Raw genomic sequence first — 20,246 nt, forward strand, 5'->3', positions numbered from 1 at the left:
CGCGGCCGGACTCAGACCATGTACTGGTCGTGGCGGCGGTACAGCTCCGTCCACTCCTCGGGGCTGAGCTGCCGCCCGGTGGCGGCGATCTCGGCCAGCTCCTCGAAGTACGCCTCGCGGGGCGCGCCGGGCGTGAACAGGATCAGCATCGAGGCGGGCTCGCCCGACTCGTTGCGGAAGGCGTGGATGCCGCCCTCGGGGACGAACAGGAAGTCGCCCTCGGTCCCTTCGGTCCAGCCCTTGCCGTCGTAGAGCCGGATCGTGCCGGACAGGACGTAGAACGACTCGGTCATGGTGCGGTGGAAGTGCGGGCTCGGGCCGCTCGGCCGCGGGCCCATCTCCCATTTGTACAGGCCGAACGCGCCGTTCGTGGACCCGCCGGTGCCGACGTAGTGCACCCGGGTGCCCGGGCCCTCGCCGATCACCAGGTCGGGGCCCTGGGAGGCGGGCCTGACCACGCCGCTGGCCTCGCCGGTCTCGCCCAGGTACCGCGCCTCGGGATAGGACATCGTGGGCTCCCTTCTCAAGATCTTGAGACTAGCGCGCCCGGCGGCAGGATGAGGTGATGGTCGACATCGAGACCGCCGTGCGGGCGGTCGTGGCTGTGGCGCGGGAGCAGGGGCTCCGGGTGCGGGACCCCGTGGTGCTGCGGGATTCGTACAACGTGCGGGTCCACCTGCGGCCGGCGCCGGTGGTGGCGCGGGTGCCCACCGTCACGCGGCTCGGGCGGGTGCGGCCCGAGGAGGCGCTCCGCCGTGAGCTGGACGTCACGGGGTTCCTGGACGAGCTGGGGTTCCCGGTCGTGCCGCCCGCCTCCGACCTCGCTCCCGGGCCGTACGTGCGGGGCGGGGTCGCGGTGTCGTTTCTTACGTATGTGCCGCACAATCCTGAGTACGAGGTGACGGCGGCGGAAGCGGGGCGGGCGCTCGCGGGTCTTCATGAGGCGTTGCGTGCGTATCCGGGGGAGTTGCCCGCGTACGGGCCCGTACTGGATGAGACGGCACGCCTGCTGGACGTGCTGGACCTGGAGCCGGCGGCTCTGGCGCGGTTGCGGGAGGCGCACGCGAGGCTGGCCGGCGAGCTGCCGCGTTCGGGGATGCGGCCGGTGCACGGCGACGCCCACCCGGGGAACCTGCTCGCCACCGCCGATGGGCTGCTCTGGAACGACTTCGAGGAGTGCATGCTGGCGCCCGCCGGATGGGATCTGGCCGTTCTGCGTGGCACCACCGCTCTGGATGGGCGCGCCGCCGTCGCCGCGTACGGAGCGGACCCGGACGATCCCGGGCTGGCGGTGTTCCGGCGGGGGCGGCGGTTGCAGGGGGTGCTGTGGCAGCTCGCCAAGGGGCTGCGGTTCCCGGGTGAGGGCAGGGCGGCGCTCGAAGCCTGGTTGCGGGAGGGGTGACGCGCCCTCCTGGTGGCGCTGGGGCCGCCGGTCAGAGGGTGCGCAGGATCTCCTGCAAGCAGGCGTGGACGCGGGTCACGGCCGCGTTCGGCTGGGCGCCCGCTCGTACCGCAAGGTAGCCGGTGTTGATCGGCGGCACCTCGGGGGTGTCCAGGGGGACCAGCCTTCCGGACGCCAGGGCTTCGGCGCAGAGGTACGAGGGCAGGACGGACACGCCCAGCCCGGCCAGTACCGCGTTCAGCACCCCTCGCAGGTCGGGGATGACCACCTGGGCGGCGCCCGCGGGACGGCGGCCGAACCGGGTGCGCCAGTAGCGGCGGATGATCGGCAGGTCCTCGGCGTACGCGATCAGCGGCGCGGCGGCCGGGCCCCGCGGGTCCACGTCCGGGCCGAACCTGGCCGCCAGCTCGGGGGTGCCCACCAGGACGAACTCCTCGTCGTACACCGGATCGGCGCGGACGCCGCGCAGGCGGGGGCGGACGGTCGAGACGACCAGGTCCAGGCGGCCCGCGGCGAGCGCCGCCAGCAGGTCGTCCGACAGCCCGAACGTGAACCGCAGCCGGATGCCCTCCGAAACCGGCGCGGCCAGGCGCGGGATCACCTTCTCGCACAGCAGCTCCGCCGGGCCGCCCAGGTGGACGGCCTGCCCGGCCGGGAACTCGGCGCCCACCACCGACTCCAGGGCGTCGATCGACGGCGCGACGCGGCGGGCGAGCTCGTCGGCGGCGGCGGTGGGCGCGACCCCGCGCGGCAGGCGGTCGAAGAGCGGCCGGTCCAGGGCCGCCTCCAGGGCCTTGATCTGGGCCGTCACGGCGGGCTGCGAGAGCCCGAGCGTGTCGGCGGCGGCGGTGATGGAGCCGGCGCGGTGGACCGCGAGGAAGGTCCGCAGCAGATCGAGTGAGAGTGACACATCATTATTCTGATGGCAGGGATGCGGTCTGCTATTGGCGTCTGTGGGCTGGGCGGGGCGATTCTGGGCGCATGACGAAGCGCGTTCTGATTGTTCTGACAAGTCACGGCGACCTCGGCGGGGTGCGGGGCACCGGCTACTACGTGCCGGAGGCGGCGCATCCGTGGGAGGTGTTCCGGCGGGCCGGGTTCGAGGTGGACGTGGCCAGCGTGCGTGGCGGGGAACCGCCGGTGGACGGGTTCGACGACCGGGACGGGGTGCAGGTGGCGTTCCGGGCGGAGTACCAGGTCACCCGGGCCGTCCGGGACGTCGGCGGCGGCTACGACGCGGTGTTCTACGCGGGCGGGCACGGCACCATGTGGGACTTCCCCGGCGATCCGGACGTGGCCCGGCTGGGGCGGGAGGTGTACGAGAGGGGTGGTGTCGTCGCGGCGGTCTGCCACGGCCCGTCGGCTCTGGTCGGTCTCACCCTGTCCGACGGGTCCCACCTGGTGGCGGGCAAGCGGGTCGCGGCCTTCACCAACAGCGAGGAGAAGGCGGCGGGGGTGGCCGAGGTGGTGCCGTTCCTGCTGGCGGACGCGCTGGTGGAGCGGGGCGCCCGGCACGAGCCCGCGGCGGACTTCCAGCCGCAGGTGGTCGTCGACGGCCGGCTGGCCACCGGGCAGAACCCGGCCAGTGCCATCCCGCTGGCCGAGCGGGTGGTTGCCTTGCTGAGCTGAGGGGACGGCCGGTCAGGCGCGGTGGCGGCCTCGGCGGGGTCCGCGGCGGCCTCGCGAGTCGGCTCGGGGGTCTCGGGGGCCGGTGGTCGCCGAGGTTCCGGTCAGGGCCGGTTCCGGAAGGGTGAGGGTCTGCCGGAAGGTGCCATGACCGCTCGTACTGTGCTGGGCCGGGGCATAAGGGCCGTGATGCGCGGGGGCGTGAGAGCCGTGGTGGGCCGGGGCGTGAGCGGTCGCTTCGTACGGGTTCGCGGACCGGTGGCGGCGGCCGCGGAGCGGGGCGTCCGGCGCGAACGGCTCGTGGCGCAGGGCGTCGGCGGGCCTGCGGTGGCGGCGGCCACGCAGGGGCATGTCCGCCGCGAAACGGTCGTCCGGGGTGAACTGCTCGAGGCGTCCGCGGAGATCCGCCCGGCCCTCGGCCCGGGAATGGGCGCGATCGTGCCGGCCGGCGTCGGCGGGCTGGAGCGGCTCCTCGCGGATCGGGAACGGTCCGGAGCCGCCGCCCAGCAGATGGAACGGGCTGTACGGGTTGGGCAGCTCGTAGAGGCCCGGTTCGCGCGGGATCTCGATCGGGCCCGTGTCGGTGATGAGGCGGCGGGTCCTGCCGTCGTCGTCCCAGACGAGCTTGATCGGCTGCTCCGGCTCGGCGGGGCGGCGCGGCGGGCGTGAGAAGGCGTCGAACTCGCTGGTCGCCTCCGGGATGACGATCGGCTCGTACGGGAAGAGCGCCCGCAGGGACTTGAGGGCGGTGACCGGCTCCACCCCGTCGACGAGCGGCCGGGGCGCCTCCGGCTCCATCGGCTGCCGGAGTTGCCGGGGCACCTCCAGTTCCATGGGCTGCTGCAGCGGGCGGGTCTGCTTGCGCGAGCGGTGGCGGCGGTGGGCGCCTGCCGCGGTGGCCGTGGCGGGGCGGAGTCGCAGCGTCTTGGCCTTGGCGACCGCCAGGGCGGCCAGGGCGGCCACCAGGGCGGAGGTGAGCAGCGCGGGAGGGTCGACCGTGGCGGCGGGGCTCGCGGCGGAGGCGTCCGTGATGACGGGCAGCGGGCCGGTGGTGACGGCGCTGGTGTCGGCGGTGGCGGGCTTGGCGTGCTTGCCGGGCTTGGGAGCGGTCGAGGTGGCGGGGGAGGGGGCGGTCTCGGCCTGGGGGGCGGGCTTCGCCTGTTCGGTGGTGCTCGGCTTCTTGGGCTTGGCCGGGGTCTCGGCCTTCTTCTGCCGGGACTTGCCCTTCTCGCGTGTGGCGGGCGGCACCTTAGGCTGTTCGCCCAGGTCGACGTGGGGGACGAGGACGGCGAGCCCGGTGCCGTCCTGGATCGTGCCAAGCCCCGCCTTGGACTCCAGGGCCGCCGCCTCCTCGGCAGCCGCCTTGGCGTCCAGCCTCTCCTTGATCTTCCACGGGTACCCGTAGCCGACGACCTTGCTGGTGTCGCGGACCTTGCGCTTGGCGACGCCGCCGTCGATGTTGCCCTCGATGGTGTGGATGCGGCCGCCCGAGACCTTGGTCACCACGCCGACGTGGTCGATGCGGCTGATGCTGTTGGAGCCGCCCCAGTCGAAGAAGACGAACGCGCCCGGCTCCGGCTTGGTGCCCCACGCGCCCTGCTTCTTGAACCACTTGGCGTGCGCCACCGTCCAGGCGAACTCGCCCATCCACTCCTCGTAGCCGAGCTTGTTCGCCGCCCAGGCGAGGAGCATGTCGCACCAGGGTGCGGAGCTGTAGTCGGCGTCGAACTCGACGTTCCGGCCGTACCAGGCGCCGAACTTCGTGTACGCGCCGGCCTTCTCCCGGTAGCCGAGCTGGCTCTCGAGAAGCTCGATGAACTTCCGCATCTCAGGTGTCATGGAAGCCTGGGGGCCATCCTTCCGGGCGGCCAGGGGCGAGGCCCCTGGGACATCTGTGACGAGGCAGGACAACAGTAGTCATCCGTGATTCAGGAGGCTACCGCCGCGTACCGCCAGGTCAAGCCAGGGTCAAGGGATCGTATGGCGATCCTCCTGTCGAACGGGCAGGTCAGTAGTCTTACGGAAAGAAAGCCCCAAAGAGGATTTAATCGCAAAAGATCTATCAATCGAGGCGTGACTACTTCGTTACGTCGCCGTGATCTCGCGGAGCGTGACGGGTGGACCCTCTCCGAATGACGTTCGGTAGAACTGGTTCTAGACTGTCGTTCCATGACCATCGAGGCCACGTCCGAAGCCACCCACGAGTCTCTTCTCGCCCTCGCCGCGCAGACCCGTGAGCTGATGAGCGCCGTGGCCGCCACCGGCGTCGCCGACGAGGAACTCGCCGCCGTCACCGACGAGCTGCGCGCGCTGACCGCCCGGCTGGAGTCCGTCCGGGCCGAGGCGGAGGTCGGCCGGCCCCGGTGGCTGCTGGGCAACGCCGTCGTCGGCGCCGCCAACCCGTTCGCGCCCCCGATCGACATCCAGCCCGCGCCCGGCGGCGGGGTCCGCGCGGAGCACGTCTTCCGGCCGCTGCACGAAGGGCCGCCCGGCCTGGTCCACGGCGGGGTCAGCGCCATGGTCCTCGACCACCTGCTGGGCGCGGCCGTCGGCGCCGCCGGGCGCGGTGGCGTCACGGCCTCGCTCACCGTGTCCTACCGGGCTCCCCTCCCGTACGGGGTTCCCGTCGTGGCGACGGCGGAGTTCACCCGGTCCGAGGGCCGCAAGTCCTGGGCGGACGGGCGCATCGCCCTCCCGGACGGCACCGTCGCGGTGGAGGCCACCGGCCTGTTCATCACCCCGAAGTGGTTCCCCGAGATGCCAGGCGATCATTCTTGAGGCGTGCCACTCGCCGAGGTGTCCGGAGATGGGGTGGGGGAGGGGCAGGCGGGGCCGTCGACGGTCACCTCGCTGATCTGGGGGCCGTTCGCGGCGGCGGGTTCCGTCATCGCGACCAGGGCGAGGTGGGCGCGCCGGCCGCACGCGACCGGGCCGGGGTCGTGGCGGGCCGGGCTGGTGTACGTGGTCTCACCGGACAGGGTGCGGCTCTCGCCGGACAGCTCGCGTGAGACGCCGCCTTCGTCTCGGCGCAGGTACGACAGGCGCAGCCGGACCGTTCCCGGGCCGTCGGCGGTGACGCGGACGGAGCCCTCGGATCCGTTCCAGGACAGGATGCCGATTTCCGTCACGGTGGTGCGCTTCGGGGTGGGGGCTCTGGAGACGGTGGGGTCGGGGCGTGACTGTCCCGGCGGGTCGGCGCGGGAGGGCTCGGGCCTGGAGCCAGGAGTGGAGGACGGGGCCGGATCAGAGGGGGGCGCGCTGGTCGAGGCCGCTGAGGAGGGGGCGGTGCCGGAGGGCTTCGGGGCGGTGCTGGACGGCGGGCCGGTGGGCGGGGAGACCTCCGCGGGCGTGTCCGGGGGCGCGAGGGCGGTGGCCGGGCCCTGGGGTAACTTGCCGCCGGACGCCAGCAGCGAGACCGCCACCGCTGCCACGGTCGCCACCGTCACCCAGAGGTACGCCGGGCGCGGGGCGGCGGCGCGGGCGGCGGGTTCGTGTCCGGTCCGGGCCAGCGGGAAGCGGAGGGCGAGCGCGGTGGCCGGTTCGGCGAGGTGACGGCGGCCCCGCTGCTCCCATTCCTGCCCGTATCCGGCGGTCGCGTCCCGTTCCAGCTCGGCCAGGAACTCCCGGGCCGACGCGTACCGGAGCTCCGGAGCCTTGGCCAGCCCGCGCCGGAGCAGCCCCCGGAGCGCGTCCGGCACCACTTCCAGCGGCACGGGCTCCGCGAGGTGGCTGTCGCGCAGGGCCGCGAGGTCGTCGCCGCGGTAGGGCGCCCGGCCCCTGACGGCCTCGAAGAGCAGGCACGCCGCCGCGTACACGTCGGAGGGCGGGCCGGCGGCGCCGCGCGTCCAGAGTTCGGGGGCCATGTAGGGCGGGCTGCCGGGCGGCTCGTCGGGGTGCGCCGCGATGCCGAAGCCGGTCAGCTTCGCCGTCCCGTCGGCCTGGACGAGCAGGCTCTCCGGCCGCACGTCCCGGTGGGTCACGCCGCGCTCGTGCGCCGCCGCCAGGGCTTCCAGCGTGCTCTTGGCGGCCACGAGCGCCGCCTCCGGGCTGACCCTGACGTGCTCGCGGAGGATCTCCCGCAGCGGCACCCCGTCCACGAGCTCCATCACGACCGCGGCCCGCCGGGGCGTCTCGACGTACTCGTAGACCTTGACCACGTGCGGGTGGTCGATCTCCACGAGTTCGGCCACGTCCTGCCGGTAGCGGGTCATGAAGCCGTCGTCCCCGCGCAGCGTCGCGTTGAGGTACTTGATCGCGACGTACGCGCCGGTCTCCTGGTAGGTGGCCAGGAAGATCCGGCCGGTGCGCCCGCCGCCCAACTGGCGGACGTCGCGGTAACCAGGGACCACGTCCGAACCCCCTCTCCGGATTCGACCGTCTCACCGGAGGTCCCGGTTGTCACGTCCGTTTCGGGGAGAGGTGCCCACCAATATCACAATATGTGTTGATAGAGTCACTATTTGTGACTAGAAGAGTAGAAATCGGCTGGCCCACGCTGGGCACCGCCGTGATCGCCGAACTGGACGAACGGAACGCCGCCCTGGCCCAGAGCCTCTGGGACGCGCTCCCGTACCAAAGCCTGCAGGGGCATGCCCTGGTGGCGGGCCATCACCTCTACCACGTCGCCCCCATCCACGCCCTGCTGCACGCGCCCGTCACCTACAAGGTGGACCGCCGTGAGGCGCCCGACGGCACGCTGTTCGCCTCCCGGCTGCAGCACCTCGGCATCAAGTACGGGCGGCTCACCGAACCCATGCCCGCCGTACCCATCGGACAGGTGCTCCCGGAGCACCTCGACACCCTGATCGAATCCGGAGAGGCCATCTGGGAGGCCCTCTACCGGACCAAGAAGCCGGTCATCGCCGAAGTCCGGCGGGCCGGCGAGCCGGGCGGCCACCGCCTGCCCCGGCTGACCGTCGCCGACCCGGAAATCGACGCCCTGATCGGCGACGTGCACGCCGAGACCGAGCGCATCTGGCTGCGCCCGCCCGAGGACCTGGCCGCCCTGCACGAGGGCTGCATCCCGTCCGGCGCGGGCAGCTTCGAGACCGTCCTCACCACGCTGGTCTTCGTCAACGGCGAGACCCGGCCGCTGGGCTACGCCTGCTTCGCCGGGCTGGTCCGGGCCGCCTACGAGGACATGCCGCTGGAGTCGCTGCGCCACATGGCGCGCGTGCTCGCCGCCACGCCCGCCGAGTTCCTCGGCTACTGCGGGCTCACCAAGGTCCACGAGTTCACCACCCGGGCGCTCGCCGGGCTGGACCGCATCAGCAGCCGCGACGACTTCGCCGCGCTCATGGCCCATCTCGCCCTGTACGTCAACTGCGTCGGCGGCTGGAACCTCCAGCTGTTCCCGTGGCACCTCGGCGACGACCTGCGCCGCAAAGGGACACTCGAATGAGCGGCCGCGTCGTGGTCGTCGGCGGCGGAGTGATCGGCCTGTCCGTCGCCTACCACCTGGCCGAGGCCGGGGTGGGCACCGTGCTGCTGGAGCGCGGCACGCTCGGCTCCGGCGCCTCGCGCGCCACCGCCGACGTGCTGCGCGCCTACTTCGCCGGCGACCCGGTCAGCTCCGCGCTGGCCGTGCGCAGCCTGGCGGCCTACCGCGAGTTCGCCGCCCGGCCGGGCGACGACCTGCCGCTGCGGCAGGTCGGCTACCTGGTGCTGTTCACCGAGCCGGAGCAGGTGACGGCCTTCGAGGCCGACCTGCCCGCCCAGCGGGCCGCCGGGGTGGAGATCGAGCTGATCGACGCCCGCGCGGCCCGCCGGCTCAACCCGCTCATCGGCGGCGACCTGCCGCTGCTGGCCGCCGCCTGGTCGCCTCAGGCGTACGTGTCCGACACCGCGGCCATCGTCGCCGGATACGCCGCCGGGGCCAGGCGGGCCGGGGCGCGCATCCGTACCGGCTGCCCGGCGCTCGCCATCAGCGGCGGCCGGGTCGAGACGCCCGGCGGCGCGATCACCGCGGACGCGGTGGTGTGCGCGGCCGGGGCCTGGTCGGCGCCGCTGGCCAGGTCGGCGGGGGTGGACCTGCCGCTGCTCGAGCCGGTCACGCAGGAGCTGCTGGTCACCGACCCGCTGGAGGCGCTGCCCGAGCTCCCGGTCACCCTGGACGCCGCCAGCCGCCTGCTGGTCCGGCTCCGCGGTGACCGGCTGCTCATCGGCATGGGCTACCCGGACCACGACAGGGACGCCTGGCGTGCCGGGGTCGCCGCCCAGCTCGCGGTCACGTACCCGAGCCTGAGCGGCGTCCGGCTGCACACGGCGGTCACCGGGGCGCGGGACGCCAGCCCGGACCGGACGGCCTTCATCGGCCACCGGCCGGGGCCGCCCGCGTTCCTGTACGCGGCCGGGTTCTCCGGGCACGGGCTGTGCAACGCGCCCGCCGCCGGAGAACTGGTCCGCGACCTGTATCTGGGGCGCGAGCCGTGGCTGGACACGGCCACGCTCGCCGCTACGCCGGAACGAGTGGGGTGAGCCGTGAAGAGAACTGACAGCGCTGACAGCCCGCAGTTCGTGCTCGATCCGCTCAGCGCGGACGTGCACGCCGACTGCGCCAAGCTGCGCGAGCTGGGCCCGCTGGTCCGAGTGGAGATGGAGGGCGTGCTCGCCTGGGCCGCCACCCGGCACGCCACCCTGTCCGCCGTGCTCGCCCACCCGGACCTGTCCAGGGACATCAGCCACTGGGACCCGGACGGGCGGGCCGCCGTCCGCGACGGCACCGCCGTGCGCCGGATCACCTTCGACACGTCCATGCTCAACGCCGAGGGCGAGAAGCACCGGCGGCTGCGCGGCCCGCTGTCGCGCGTCTTCAACGCCCGCCGCGTCGAGGAGCTGCGGCCGTGGGTGGCCACGCTCGCCGCCGAACGGGTGGCCCACCTGGCCACCCTTCCGCCGGGGCCGGTGGACCTGCGCGAGGAGTTCGCGTACCCGATTCCGCGGGACGTCATCACCGAGCTGATGGGCATCCCGCCCGCCATGCGGGCGCGGGTGAACGAGCTGACCGACGTGGCCGCCGGCGTCGGCGACACGCCGGTGGACGTCACCGAGGCGCGGAAGGTCCTGTACGGGCTGATCGGCGAGATCATCGACGGCCTGCGCCGCACTCCCGGGCCGGGCGTGATCAGCGCCCTCGTCCAGGACGGCGAGCTGACCGGCAAGGAGTTGGTGGACACGGTCGAGCTGGTGTTCATCGCCGGGCACGTGACGACCGTCAACCTGCTCACCAACGCCGCCCGCGCCCTGCTGCGCGAGCCCGCCCAGCTCGCCCTCGCGCTCTCGGGCGAGCTGGCATGGAGCGCCGTGGTCGAGGAGACCATGCGGTGGGACTCGCCGATCGCGCACTTCCCGATGCGGTACGCGGTCCGCGACCTGGAGATCGACGGGGTACGGGTGCGCAAGGGCGAGGCGGTGGTCGCCTGCTTCGCCTCGGCCGGCCGAGACCCGGAGCACTACGGGGAGCGGGCCTGCCGGTTCGACGCGGTGGCGGAGCAGCCCGGCCACCTGTCGTTCGGCCACGGGCGGCACTTCTGCCTGGGGGCGCCGCTGGCCCGGCTGGAGGGGGAGGTGGCGCTGGCCATGCTGTTCGAGGCCTTCCCCGGCATGAGACCGGCCGGTCCCGACGCGGGCGAGCGGCCGCTGGGGTCGGTGCTCGGCAACAGCACCCGGAGCCTGCCCGTCCTGCTCGGCAGGGCGTGTGACTGAAGGGCGGGGCCCGCGCATCCGCGGGCCGCCGCCCGGCCGCCCCGGCGCGGGCCCCGCCTCAGCCCGCGCCGGACCGGGGCGTTCAGGCGAGGGCGGAGACGAGGCCGATCGTCAGGGCGGTGCGCTCGGGGATGTGATCGACGAGGACGTGCTCGTGCCGGGCGTGCGCCCCGTCGCCGACCGCGCCGATGCCGTCGAGCACCGGCAGGCCCAGCGCGGAGATGAAGTTGCCGTCGCTGGCGCCGCCCACCGCGGCCTCCTCCAGCGTCCAGCCCTGCGCGGTGGCCACCGCCTGGGCCTCCTTGAACAGCCGCTGAGAGGGCGGGTTGGGGGTCATCGGGGGCCGGTTCCACTCCCCGGTCACCGACACGGTCACGCGCGGGTCGTCCGCCTCGAGGCCGGCGAAGAGGGCGTCGATCCTGGTCATCTCCGCGAAGTCGCTCACCCGTACATCCACTCCGCAGGTCGCCAGACCGGCGGCCACGTTCCGGCCGGTGCCGCCGCTGATCAGGCCGACGTTCACGGTCGTGCCGCGCTCCGGCGCGCCCCCGGCCGCGATGCGGGTGACGAGCCCGGCCAGCGCGTGGATGGCGTTCGCGCCCGCCGCCGGGTCCAGCCCGGCGTGCGCCTCCACGCCGGTCACCGTCACGTCGAACAGTCCCACCCCCTTGCGCGAGGTCTTCAGCGCGCCCCGCAGCGACGCCTCGAACACCAGGCTGGCCAGCGTCCCCTCACTGGCGGCCTCGACGTGCGGGCGCGACACCGGGCTGCCGATCTCCTCGTCGCCGTTGAACAGCAACCGCACGCCCGGGTGCGGCAGCCCCAGCCCGCGCAGCCCGCGCACCGCCCAGATCGCCTGCACCAGCCCGGTCTTCATGTCGAACACGCCCGGCCCGGTCATCGTGCCGTCCTCGATCGCGAACGGCCAGTCCACCAGCGTGCCCGTGGGCCACACCGTGTCGTAGTGGCCGAGCAGCAGCACCTCTCCCGGCGCGGTCCCCGGGTACCGCAGCTCCAGCACGTCCCCGTACCGGCCGCCGTCGTGCCGCGTCTCCTCGGCGGGCGGGCCGAGCCGCTCGGCGGCGAGGTCGCGGAGCGCGGCCAGCCCGCGGCGGAGCGCCGCCTTGTCGTGGCTGTGGGTCTCCACCTCGACCAGCGTCCTGATGTCGTCCAGCATGGCGGGCAGCGCCTGGCGGGACCACTCGTCGATCGTCATGGGGTTCCTTTCCGCAGAGGTGAGATCATCCAAGCGTGAGAGTCACCATGCCCGGCATCGAGGTCGCCGACCACGTGTTCACCGTCCCGCTCGACCACGCCGACCCCGGCGGCCGGACGATCCGGGTGTTCGCCCGCGAGATACGCGACCCGGCCGTCACCGGCGACCTGCCGTGGGCGCTGTTCCTGCAAGGCGGCCCCGGCGGCAAGTCGCCCCGGCCCACCGGCCCCGGCCACTGGCGCCACCTGCTCCGCACCCACCGGGTGCTCCTGCTCGACCAGCGCGGCACCGGCCGCAGCACCCCGGTCTCGGCGACCGGCACCGCCGAGGAGCTGGCCGCCTACCTGCGCCACTTCCGCGCCGACGCGATCGTGGACGACTGCGAGCACATCAGGAAGGCGCTCGGCGTCGAGAAGTGGGAGACCTGGGGGCAGAGCTACGGCGGCTTCATCACCCTGACGTACCTGTCCCGCGCCCCAGAAGGGCTGCGGGCCTGCCACATCACCGGCGGGCTGCCCGGCCTCGACGCCACCGCCGACGACGTCTACGCCCGCACCTACGAGCGGGTCCGCGCCAAGATCCGCCGCCACTACGAGCGCTACCCCGGGGACGAGGAGGCGGCCCGGCGCATCGCCGAGCACCTGGCGGGCGAGGAGGTGCTGCTGCCCGACGGCGACCGGCTCACCGTCGAGCGCTTCCGCACGCTCGGCATGAAGCTCGGCATGGGCGACGGCCACGAACGCCTCCACTGGCAGCTCACCGAGGCCTGGGACGGCGACCGGCTCGCCGACACGTTCCTGTACGACGTCATGACGGAGACCGGGTTCGTCGGCAACCCCCTCTACGCCGTGCTGCACGAGCCCATCTACGCCCAGGGCGCCGCCACCCGCTGGGCGGCCGAGCGGCTGCTGCCCGAGGACTTCGGCGCGTTCGGCATGTTCACCGGCGAGATGATCTACCCCTGGATGTTCGACGCGATCCGGTCGCTCCGCCCCTTCAAGGGCGCCGCCGAACTGCTCGCCGCCGCCGGCGACTGGCCGCCGCTCTACGACCCGGACCGGCTGGCCGCCAACGAGGTGCCGGTCGCCGCCGTCGTCTACCACGACGACATGTACGTGGACGCCGGGCTGTCGCTGGAGACCGCCGGACGGGTCGGCAACCTGCGGGTCTGGGTGACCAGCGAGTTCGAGCACGACGGCTTCCGCGTCGCCGCCGACCGGATCGTGCCCCGGCTCATGCGGATGGTGATCGACCCCCGGTAGCCTCGCGCAGCGGCAGCCGCACCTCGAACCAGGTGTCGCCCGGCACCGAGCGGACCTTGATCTCGCCGCCGTGCCGCCCCGCCACGATCCGGTACGAGATGTCCAGGCCCAGCCCGGTGCCCTCGCCGACGGTCTTGGTGGTGAAGAACGGCTCGAAGATCCGGTCCTTGATCGTGTCCGGCACGCCGGGGCCGGTGTCGCCGATCTCCACGATAGCCTCGTCCTCGTCGTGCGCGGTGCGGATGGTCAGCGTGCCCTCCTCGCCCATGGCGTCGATCGCGTTGTGGATGAGGTTCGTCCACACCTGGTTCAGCTCGCCGCCGTAGCAGGGCACCGGCGGCAGCGTCCGGTCGTACTCGGTGACCAGGGTGATGCCCGGCGGCAGCTTCCCCCGGAAGATCGCGATCGTGCTGTCGAGCAGGCCGTGCAGGTCGAGGACCTGGAACGGGGTCCGGTCCATCTGCGAGTACTCCTTGGCCGAGCGGATCAGCGTCGTGATCCGCTCGGTGGCCTCGGTGACCTCGTTGAGCATCTGCGAGATCTCCACCGCCTCCGACAGCCAGCGCAGCGCGGCCGGCGCGTGCTCCTGGCCCACCTCGCGCCGCACCTTGTGCAGGTGCTGCGGGCCGAACCCGGCGTTCACCAGGGCGGGCGCCAGATCCCAGGCGTCCTCGACGCCGAGCTCGTCCAGCGCGTCGCCGAGCTCGTCCTCGGCGTCGGAGATCTCCAGCGGGCTGCGCGAGGCCGGCTTGCCGACCGCCTCCATGCACGCTTCCTGCATCTCGATCAGCGCCCGCAGCCGCTCGGGCGGGATGCCGTTCTCGGCGAGCAGGGCCAGCTCCATCCGCGACGACCTCACCAGCGAGCGCAGCTCGCTCACCGCGCGCACCGCGGCCGCCGCCGGGTTGTTCAGCTCGTGGGTGAGCCCGGCCGTGATGGTGCCGAGCGCGGTGAGCCGCTGCCGCCGGTCGATGATCTCCCGCTGCATGCGCCCGCCCGACTGCAGCCCGTCGAGCAGGTGCATCGCCATCGGGAACCACTCGGTCACGATGTAGGCGAACTTCTTGGCCGGGAGCACGAACAGCCGCGACGGCGCGGTGGCCCGCATCGTGTGCTGGTAGGTCATCGGCGCCCGCTCGCCCAGGTAGGCGGAGGTGGCGCCGCCGTAGACGCCGGGCTGGGAGGTGCGGGGCATGGCGACGGTGCCGGCGCTGACGGTCTGGGCTATCAGCTGCACCTCGCCCTCCACCAGCACCATGAAGCAGTCGGCGGGCTCGCCCTGGCGGACGATGTCCTCGTCCTGCTCGAAGGTCGCCATGTGGCCGCTGCCGGCGAGCTTGGTCAGCTGCTCGTCGGTCAGCCGCTCGAACAGGAAGAGCTTGCGCAGTTCGTCGATGTCGACTGTCTCGGTCACTGCTTCTCCAAGTAGCGGTGTACGAGCGCGACGGCCATCGCGCCCTCCCCGACGGCGGAGGCCACCCTCTTGATCGAGTCGGCGCGCACGTCACCGGCCGCCAGCACCCCGGGCACGTTCGTCTCCAGGTAGTAGGGCTGGCGGCGCAGCGGCCAGTTGCGCGGCCGCTGCCCGCGCTGCACCAGGTCGGGCCCGGTGACCACGAAGCCCCTCTCGTCCCGTTCGACCGTGTCGTCCAGCCACGAGGTGTACGGCTGCGCGCCGATGAAGACGAACAGCCACTGCGCGTCGACGACGCGCTCCTCGCCCCGGGACGACAGCGTCAGGCGCTCCAGGTGGCCGTCGCCCTTCCCGCCGGTCACCTCCGTCTCCAGGTGCACCTCGACGTTGGGGAGCGCCTGGATCTGCTCGATCAGGTAGTGGGACATGGACTTCTCCAGGCCGTCGCCCCTCACCACCAGGTGCACGGTCTTGGCGTACCCCGCCAGGTAGACGGCCGCCTGCCCGGCCGAGTTGGCGGCGCCCACGACGTAGACGTCCTGCTCCCGGCAGGACGGCGCCTCGGTCAGCGCGGCCCCGTAGTAGACGCCCCGGCCCACGAAGTCGTCCAGGCCGGGCGCGTCCAGGCGGCGGTAGGAGACCCCCATCGCCAGGATGACGGCGTGCGCGGCGATCTCGCCGCCGTCCTTGAAGCCGACCACCCGTGCCTGCCCGCGCGGCTCCAGACGGGTCACCTTCCGCGCGGTCAGCAGCTCGGCCCCGAACTTCAGCGCCTGCCTGCGCGCCCGCTCCGCGAGCTGCTGGCCGGACACCCCGTCGGGGAAGCCCAGGTAGTTCTCGATGCGCGAGCTCTGGCCCGCCTGCCCGCCGGAGGCGTGCGCCTCCACCAGCACCGTCCGCAGCCCCTCGGAGGCGCCGTAGACGGCCGCGCCCAGCCCGGCCGGGCCGCCGCCCACCACGATCAGGTCGTAGAAGTCGGTGGCCGGGGTGGTCGACAGCCCGACCGTGGCGGCCAGCGTCGACTGGCCGGGCGCCTGCAGCATCGTCCCGTCGGCGGTGACCACCAGCGGCAGCCGGCAGTCGTCCCCGGCGGCGGCGACGAGCTGCGCGCCCTCCGGCTCCTCGGCCAGCATCCACTGGTAGGGCACGTGGTTGCGGGCCAGGAAGTCGCGCACCTGGTAGGACGGCCGCGACCAGCGGTCGCCCACCACCCGCAGCTCGGCCACCTCCACCCGGTCGGTGCGCTGCCAGGCGTCGAGCTGGCCGTCGATCACCGGGTAGAACTTCTCCTCCGGCGGGTCCCACGGCTTGAGCAGGTAGTGGTCCAGGTCGACCACGTTGATGGCCTGGATGGCGGCGTCGGTGTCGGCGTAGGCGGTCAGCAGCACCCGCCGCGCGTACGGGTACATGTCCATCGCCGCCTCCAGGAACTGCACCCCGTTCATCTGCGGCATCCGGTAGTCGGCGAGGATGGCGCAGACCTCGTCACCCCGCAGCCGCATCTCGCGGACCGCCTCCAGGCCCTGCTGGGCGGCCTCGGCGCGGACGATCCTGTACTGCTGGCCGTAACGGCGCCGCAGGTCACGGGCGACGGCCCGCGACACCCCCGGGTCGTCGTCGACCGTCATGATGACCGGCTTGTCCATGCCCCTGCCTTCCAGTCGTCCCCTATGTGCAGGATGCCTTCTTCTCTGGGGTTTACGGCAGGGGGGTCAGGCGATGACGCGGCTCTCCCCACCGTCCACCAGCAGCGAGACCCCGTTCACGTACGAGGCGCGCTCGCTGGCCAGGAACGCGATCACGTCGCCGATCTCCTCCGGCCGGCCGACCCGCCCCACCGGGATGCCCGCGGCCCGCTCCGCCAGCCCCTCCTCGCCGCCGGCCAGCTCGCGCAGCCGGTCGGTGTCGGTCTGCCCCGGCATCACGTTGTTGACCAGCACCCCGTCGCCGCCCACCTCGCGGGCTAGGGTGCGCACCATGCCCGCCACGGCCGAGCGGGTGGCGTTCGACAGGGCCAGCCCGTCGATGGCCTCCCGCGCCGACCTGCTCGTCACGGTGACGATCCGGCCCCAGCCGCGGGCCCGCATCTCCGGCAGCACCGCCCGCATCAGCCGCACGGTGCCCAGCAGGTTGCGCTGCACCGCCACGTCCCAGTCGGCCGCGGTCGCGTCCACGAACCGGCCCGCGGGCGGCCCGCCGGCGTTGGCCACCAGGATGTCGATCGGGCCGACCACCTCGCGGGTCTCACGTACCAGCCGCTCGGCCGCCTGCGGGTCCTCCACGTCGGCGAGCACGGCGTGCACCACCTTGCCGTACTCCTGCAACTCCACCACCGCGTCGGCGAGCCGTTCGGGGTTGCGCGCGGCGACGCACACATCACACCCCTCGCGCGCCAGGCTCTTCGCGGCGGCGAGCCCGATGCCCGCGCTGCCGCCCGTGACGAGTGCGACCTTGCCTGAGATACCGAGATCCATGCCTGGACTATAGAGCCGCCCGGACGATCACGACGGCGGGCGCACCCGGCCGAGCTTGTCCGGATTGAGCACTCCGTACATCTCGCGGACCCGGCCGTCGCGCAGGTCCACCGCCAGCAGCTGCATGTTCTCGCCGAGCCGGCTCCACAACACCGGATGGCCGTTGGCCGAGCCGATCGCGGCGCCCCCGTACGGGTAGCGTTCCCACAGCCCGGCCAGGAAGCGCAGCACCTTGTCGCGGCCGGCGATCGGGCGCAGCGCCGAGCGGACCTTGCCGCCGCCGTCGCCGTAGAACACCACGTCGTCGTGGAGCAGCTCGGTGAGCGCGCCCAGGTCGCCCTCCGCGGCCGCCGCGATGAACCGGTTGAACAGCTCGGCGTGCTGCTCCGGCGACGGCCGGAACCGGTCGCGGCCCTCGGCCAGCCGGCGGGCGGCCCGGTGGTGAATCTGGCGGGCGTTCGCCACCGAGACCTCGATGATCTCCGCGATCCGGTCGTACGGCAGCTCGAACGCCTCGCGCAGCACGAACACCGCGCGCTCGGGCGGAGACAGGCGCTCCATCAGGTGGAGCGTCGCGATCGACACCGTGTCGCGCAGCTCGGCTGTGTCCAGCGGGCCCGCGTCGCCGTCGGCGACCGGCTCGGGCAGCCACGGCCCCGCGTAGGCCTCCCGCTTCACCCGGGCCGAGCGGAGCTGGTCCAGCGCCAGCCGCGACACCACGGTGATCAGGAACGCCCGCGGCTCCCGGACCTCCTCCCGTCCGGTCGCCGACCAGCGCAGCCAGGCGTCCTGGACCACGTCCTCCGCGTCCCACATGCTGCCCAGCAGCCGGTAGGCCAGCCCGATCAGCACGGGCCGGTGCGTCTCGAAGTCGTCGGCCTCGGTCATGCCGCGCAGCGTATCGGCCGCGCCTCGTGGGCGATCGGGCGGACCCGGATGCGGCCGGGCTTGGGGGAAACATCCCGTTTGTGCGGGTGGTAAAGGCGGGTCGGGCGTGATGAGCTTGGCGTGTGGCACGCAATCTGATCCTGTCAGGAGGCCCGTTCCACGACTTCGACGCCACCTCGGCGGCGCTCGCCGAAGTGCTGGCGGAGGTCGGGGTCGAGTCGGAGGTCACCGAGGACGTGGCGGGCGCCCTGAGCGAGCCGCCGGAGGTCCAGCTCATCACCGTCAACGCGCTGCGCTGGCAGATGGACCTCGACCGCTTCGCCGACCTGCGCGGCCGATGGCGCTTCACCCTCCCCGCCCAGGCCCGCACCACCCTCCTCGACCACCTGGAACAGGGCGGCGGCCTGCTGTGCATGCACGCCGCCTCCATCTGCTTCGACGACTGGCAGGGCTGGCCGCGCGTGCTGGGCGGCTGCTGGACCTGGCCCAAATCCCACCACCCGCCGCTCGGCTGGACGAGCGTGCGCGTCCACGGCGGCCACCCCGTCGTCGACGGGCTGCGCGACTTCGACGTGGTGGACGAGGTCTACAGCGACCTCGACGTGCTCCCCGACGTGCGCCCGCTGGCCTCCGCCAACGGCCAGCCGCTCATGTGGGCCCGCCCCGTCCGGCGCGGCCGGGTCTTCTACGACGCGCTCGGACACGACACCCGCTCCTACGACAACGAGGTCCACCGCACGCTGCTCCAGCGGGCCGCGCTCTGGCTGCTGAAACGCCCCGTCACGGTGCGGGACTGAACCCGTCCCCCCGGAAGCGGCGGGCCGACTCCGACTCCTGGGCGAGGCGGCGCAGCGCCTCCAGTGCTCGCCCGTACAAGACCGTGCCGAGCACCAGCGCCTCCACGGCGGCGTCGCGGTCGCCGCCCACCGGAATGGTGTCCAGCTCGACCTCCCGCACCAGCCGCTCCGCCGTCTCCGCGTACGTGCGGATGGCGTCGCCCATGCCGAGGCGGCGCATCCGGGCGACGGTCTGGGTCAGGTCGTTCCTGGCGGGGGCCCCGGGCGCCACCTGCCAGCCGAGGTCGGCGATGAGCGCGTCCACCTCGGCCTTCGCCGCCTCCCACTCGGGGGTCGGCTCCGGCTCGACCTGGGGGCTCAGCGCGTAGTGGGCGGTGCCGAGCAGCTGGTGGAAGGGCAGCGACTCATCCTCGATGGCGGTCACCACCTTCTTGACGGCCGCGATCGGCAGCCTGCCGACCTCCACCATCGCCCTGATCAGGCGGAGCCTGCGCAGGTGGGAGTCGTCGTACTCGGCGCGGGTGGCGGCCACCTGCTCGCCGGGGTGGAGCAGGCCCTCGCGCAGGTAGTACTTGATCGTGGGAATGGCGACGCCGGACCTGGCGCTCAGCTCGGACATCCGCATTCACTGGATAGTAGCACTATCCACCCCATGGCAGGTGGCGGGCCGCGCTCACCGTGATGAAGCGGACCTTCGACCCGGACTCATCCAACGCGTTACCGGACCTGCTGCCCCAGTCCATGCCGCCGCCACGGACCCTGGCACGCTGCGGCTGTGCAAAAGCGTGCCCTTCTAGAGGGAGAGACGCCGTAAAGTGATCGTTCGTGTTCAGAGAGTCACGTGCGTACGTAGACGAGTCCATGCGGATCGACGAAGGCCTCTACGTACTGGCTGCTGTCATCGTGCCCTGCGAGTATGCGGACGATCACCGGGCCGCGCTGCGCGCTCTGCTGCTGAGAAAACAGCCCCGGCTGCATTGGCGTGACGAACGACCGAAACGCCGTCTGGAGATCGCCCGCGCTGTAGCGGTCCTCCACCCGAGCACAGTCGTCGTGATCGGCACTCGTCTCATCCCTGCGAAGCAGCGACGAGCACGACGCAAGTGCCTGGAACGACTTCTCTGGCACCTGGCATGCCGTGACGTGCCACGCGTCGTCATGGAACGGCGCAACGCTGAAGGCAACAGGGAAGACCTGGACATGGTCAACGCGCTACGCGCCCGCGACGCCCTGCCCCAGGGCATGCATGTTGAGTGGGTCAGCCCTCTGGTCGAGGAACTCCTCTGGCTTCCCGATGTGGTCGCGGGCATCATCGCGAGGGCTGAGGCGGGCGACCGGACTCTGAGGGATCTACTTCTCGGTGATCATCTGATCGAGCACGTAGGCTGCGATTGACGCGGACAGCGCAAAGCCCGGGTTCCCGTCAATTCCGGCGGTAAGCCCGGGCTCACTTCCTCTCCCCC

The 20,246-nt window shown here is 72.9% G+C and carries 19 protein-coding genes; 9 read left to right on the forward strand and 10 right to left on the reverse strand.

The window, feature by feature from the left end; all coding sequences use genetic code 11:
• Window positions 1-11 precede the first annotated feature (11 nt).
• Complete coding sequence (locus AB0J42_RS28520; RefSeq protein WP_364299702.1) at window positions 12-509, reverse strand: cupin domain-containing protein; 498 nt, start codon at window positions 507-509, stop codon at window positions 12-14.
• Between the two features lie 56 nt (window positions 510-565).
• On the opposite strand from AB0J42_RS28520, the gene AB0J42_RS28525 reads away from it, so the two are divergent.
• On the forward strand, window positions 566-1,402 hold the full coding sequence (locus AB0J42_RS28525) for a phosphotransferase (RefSeq protein ID WP_364299704.1): 837 nt from the start codon (window positions 566-568) through the stop codon (window positions 1,400-1,402).
• Window positions 1,403-1,433: 31 nt separating this feature from the next.
• Here AB0J42_RS28525 and AB0J42_RS28530 read toward each other — a convergent pair whose 3' ends face one another.
• On the reverse strand, window positions 1,434-2,312 hold the full coding sequence (locus AB0J42_RS28530; protein ID WP_364299706.1) for a LysR family transcriptional regulator: 879 nt from the start codon (window positions 2,310-2,312) through the stop codon (window positions 1,434-1,436).
• 71 nt (window positions 2,313-2,383) lie between these two features.
• Here AB0J42_RS28530 and AB0J42_RS28535 point away from each other — a divergent pair, with 71 nt between their 5' ends.
• Window positions 2,384-3,031, forward strand: coding sequence for a type 1 glutamine amidotransferase domain-containing protein (locus AB0J42_RS28535; RefSeq protein ID WP_364299708.1), 648 nt, complete (start codon window positions 2,384-2,386; stop codon window positions 3,029-3,031).
• Window positions 3,032-3,043: 12 nt separating this feature from the next.
• Here the strand turns inward: AB0J42_RS28535 and AB0J42_RS28540 are convergent, their stop codons facing one another.
• On the reverse strand, window positions 3,044-4,855 hold the full coding sequence (locus AB0J42_RS28540; protein WP_364299710.1) for a CHAP domain-containing protein: 1,812 nt from the start codon (window positions 4,853-4,855) through the stop codon (window positions 3,044-3,046).
• Between the two features lie 342 nt (window positions 4,856-5,197).
• On the opposite strand from AB0J42_RS28540, the gene AB0J42_RS28545 reads away from it, so the two are divergent.
• On the forward strand, window positions 5,198-5,806 hold the full coding sequence (locus AB0J42_RS28545) for a PaaI family thioesterase (RefSeq protein ID WP_364299712.1): 609 nt from the start codon (window positions 5,198-5,200) through the stop codon (window positions 5,804-5,806).
• On the opposite strand, the gene AB0J42_RS28550 is transcribed toward AB0J42_RS28545, so the two are convergent.
• Window positions 5,797-7,377, reverse strand: a complete 1,581-nt coding sequence (locus AB0J42_RS28550; protein ID WP_364299714.1) for a protein kinase — start codon at window positions 7,375-7,377, stop codon at window positions 5,797-5,799. The two genes, AB0J42_RS28545 and AB0J42_RS28550, sit on opposite strands and share 10 nt — an antisense overlap.
• Before the next feature lie 113 nt (window positions 7,378-7,490).
• Here AB0J42_RS28550 and AB0J42_RS28555 point away from each other — a divergent pair, with 113 nt between their 5' ends.
• From AB0J42_RS28555 to AB0J42_RS28565, 3 genes are read left to right on the forward strand one after another with little or no spacing between them, the layout of a single operon-like run.
• Window positions 7,491-8,429, forward strand: coding sequence for a hypothetical protein (locus AB0J42_RS28555; RefSeq protein ID WP_364299716.1), 939 nt, complete (start codon window positions 7,491-7,493; stop codon window positions 8,427-8,429).
• A complete protein-coding gene (locus AB0J42_RS28560; RefSeq protein WP_364299718.1) occupies window positions 8,426-9,505 on the forward strand; it encodes an FAD-binding oxidoreductase in 1,080 nt (359 codons plus the stop codon). Before AB0J42_RS28555 ends, AB0J42_RS28560 begins: the two co-directional genes overlap by 4 nt.
• Window positions 9,506-9,508: 3 nt before the next feature.
• Window positions 9,509-10,732 (forward strand): cytochrome P450, encoded by a 1,224-nt coding sequence (locus AB0J42_RS28565; protein ID WP_364299720.1) that lies wholly within the window; start codon window positions 9,509-9,511, stop codon window positions 10,730-10,732.
• Window positions 10,733-10,814: 82 nt separating this feature from the next.
• On the opposite strand, the gene AB0J42_RS28570 is transcribed toward AB0J42_RS28565, so the two are convergent.
• Window positions 10,815-11,948 carry a M20 family metallopeptidase gene (locus AB0J42_RS28570; RefSeq protein WP_364299722.1) on the reverse strand — a complete coding sequence of 378 codons (1,134 nt, stop codon included), beginning with the start codon at window positions 11,946-11,948 and terminating at the stop codon, window positions 10,815-10,817.
• Between the two features lie 35 nt (window positions 11,949-11,983).
• Here AB0J42_RS28570 and AB0J42_RS28575 point away from each other — a divergent pair, with 35 nt between their 5' ends.
• Window positions 11,984-13,210, forward strand: coding sequence for an alpha/beta fold hydrolase (locus AB0J42_RS28575; protein WP_364299724.1), 1,227 nt, complete (start codon window positions 11,984-11,986; stop codon window positions 13,208-13,210).
• Here AB0J42_RS28575 and AB0J42_RS28580 read toward each other — a convergent pair.
• From AB0J42_RS28580 to AB0J42_RS28595, 4 genes are all read right to left on the reverse strand, one after another.
• Entirely contained in the window at window positions 13,182-14,624 is a 1,443-nt protein-coding gene (locus AB0J42_RS28580) for an ATP-binding protein (protein ID WP_364299726.1), read from the reverse strand. The two genes, AB0J42_RS28575 and AB0J42_RS28580, sit on opposite strands and share 29 nt — an antisense overlap.
• On the reverse strand, window positions 14,621-16,270 hold the full coding sequence (locus tag AB0J42_RS28585) for an FAD-dependent oxidoreductase (protein WP_364299728.1): 1,650 nt from the start codon (window positions 16,268-16,270) through the stop codon (window positions 14,621-14,623). Before AB0J42_RS28585 ends, AB0J42_RS28580 begins: the two co-directional genes overlap by 4 nt.
• A 66-nt stretch (window positions 16,271-16,336) precedes the next feature.
• On the reverse strand, window positions 16,337-17,098 hold the full coding sequence (locus AB0J42_RS28590) for an SDR family oxidoreductase (protein ID WP_364299730.1): 762 nt from the start codon (window positions 17,096-17,098) through the stop codon (window positions 16,337-16,339).
• A gap of 27 nt (window positions 17,099-17,125) precedes the next feature.
• Window positions 17,126-17,986, reverse strand: coding sequence for an RNA polymerase sigma-70 factor (locus AB0J42_RS28595; RefSeq protein ID WP_364299732.1), 861 nt, complete (start codon window positions 17,984-17,986; stop codon window positions 17,126-17,128).
• Between the two features lie 122 nt (window positions 17,987-18,108).
• On the opposite strand from AB0J42_RS28595, the gene AB0J42_RS28600 reads away from it, so the two are divergent.
• Complete coding sequence (locus tag AB0J42_RS28600) at window positions 18,109-18,783, forward strand: ThuA domain-containing protein (protein WP_364299734.1); 675 nt, start codon at window positions 18,109-18,111, stop codon at window positions 18,781-18,783.
• Here the strand turns inward: AB0J42_RS28600 and AB0J42_RS28605 are convergent.
• Complete coding sequence (locus tag AB0J42_RS28605) at window positions 18,767-19,408, reverse strand: MerR family transcriptional regulator (RefSeq protein WP_364299736.1); 642 nt, start codon at window positions 19,406-19,408, stop codon at window positions 18,767-18,769. The two genes, AB0J42_RS28600 and AB0J42_RS28605, sit on opposite strands and share 17 nt — an antisense overlap.
• A gap of 236 nt (window positions 19,409-19,644) precedes the next feature.
• Between AB0J42_RS28605 and AB0J42_RS28610 the strand changes: the two genes are divergently transcribed.
• Window positions 19,645-20,178 (forward strand): hypothetical protein, encoded by a 534-nt coding sequence (locus tag AB0J42_RS28610; protein ID WP_364299738.1) that lies wholly within the window; start codon window positions 19,645-19,647, stop codon window positions 20,176-20,178.
• The last annotated feature ends 68 nt before the right edge of the window (window positions 20,179-20,246 follow it).

Origin of the sequence: Nonomuraea sp. NPDC049649 (genome assembly GCF_040675175.1) — a bacterium.
In the GTDB taxonomy this organism is placed as follows: domain Bacteria; phylum Actinomycetota; class Actinomycetes; order Streptosporangiales; family Streptosporangiaceae; genus Nonomuraea.